The 1,236-nt window shown below is 59.4% G+C and carries 1 CRISPR repeat array.

Features of this window, described 5'->3' with window-relative positions:
* Positions 1 to 7: 7 nt before the first annotated feature.
* Positions 8 to 1,236: a CRISPR direct-repeat array (repeat unit 28 nt; unit sequence TTTCTGAGCTGCCTATGCGGCAGCGAAC).

Below are 1,236 nucleotides of genomic sequence, written 5' to 3'. Positions count from 1 at the left end.
CTTTGCTTTTCTGAGCTGCCTATGCGGCAGCGAACTTTCATAACTTCGGGTTGCCTTTCGGGTTGCCTTTCTGAGCTGCCTATGCGGCAGCGAACGCCTATCACTGGACAAGGTTCGCGTGCTGCTTTTTCTGAGCTGCCTATGCGGCAGCGAACCTTGCCTACGCACTTCCAGTAGTGCCCGCTCATTTCTGAGCTGCCTATGCGGCAGCGAACGATTGGCTTGTGCGAGCGCGCGCAGCGGCGGCTTTCTGAGCTGCCTATGCGGCAGCGAACAGAAGAAGTCCACCGCGCTGCTGGAGTTGTTCTTTCTGAGCTGCCTATGCGGCAGCGAACCCAGGGATGCGTGCAGTTCCTGCACGGCGACATTTCTGAGCTGCCTATGCGGCAGCGAACCCGGAACCAGCTGCCTTCCTTGATCAGCGGCTTTTCTGAGCTGCCTATGCGGCAGCGAACCTTGTCGAAGGATGGCCGCATCGAATTGCGCTTTTCTGAGCTGCCTATGCGGCAGCGAACATAAACCCCGATGCGCGCCGCACGAAAGATGATTTCTGAGCTGCCTATGCGGCAGCGAACGACGCCCGCGAGAACCTGCGCAGGCTCGACAATTTCTGAGCTGCCTATGCGGCAGCGAACAGGCCGGTGCCGACCTTCGCGGCGGTGGACTTTTTCTGAGCTGCCTATGCGGCAGCGAACATAAACCCCGATGCGCGCCGCACGAAAGATGATTTCTGAGCTGCCTATGCGGCAGCGAACGACGCCCGCGAGAACCTGCGCAGGCTCGACAATTTCTGAGCTGCCTATGCGGCAGCGAACAGGCCGGTGCCGACCTTCGCGGCGGTGGACTTTTTCTGAGCTGCCTATGCGGCAGCGAACGATAGTCCTTGTTCCGCATCTTGCCATAGTCGTTTCTGAGCTGCCTATGCGGCAGCGAACCTGACCGGTTGGATCTTCTCGGTGACTTGAACTTTCTGAGCTGCCTATGCGGCAGCGAACGGCAGGTTCCGCGCGAACTCGTCGGCCGGGTATTTCTGAGCTGCCTATGCGGCAGCGAACAAGGCGCAGCCCGTCGGCGAGCCTGGCGACGCTTTCTGAGCTGCCTATGCGGCAGCGAACTTCTTGGTCATGGAGACGTGCGCCTGTGATGATTTTCTGAGCTGCCTATGCGGCAGCGAACGTGTTGCCAGACCTCGCAACATATGCCTCACATTTCTGAGCTGCCTATGCGGCAGCGAAC

Source organism: Thermomonas fusca DSM 15424 (assembly GCF_000423885.1).
Lineage (GTDB): Bacteria > Pseudomonadota > Gammaproteobacteria > Xanthomonadales > Xanthomonadaceae > Thermomonas > Thermomonas fusca.
The sequence above is the reverse complement of the archived record's forward strand: the minus strand, read 5'-3'. Positions and strand labels throughout refer to the sequence as shown.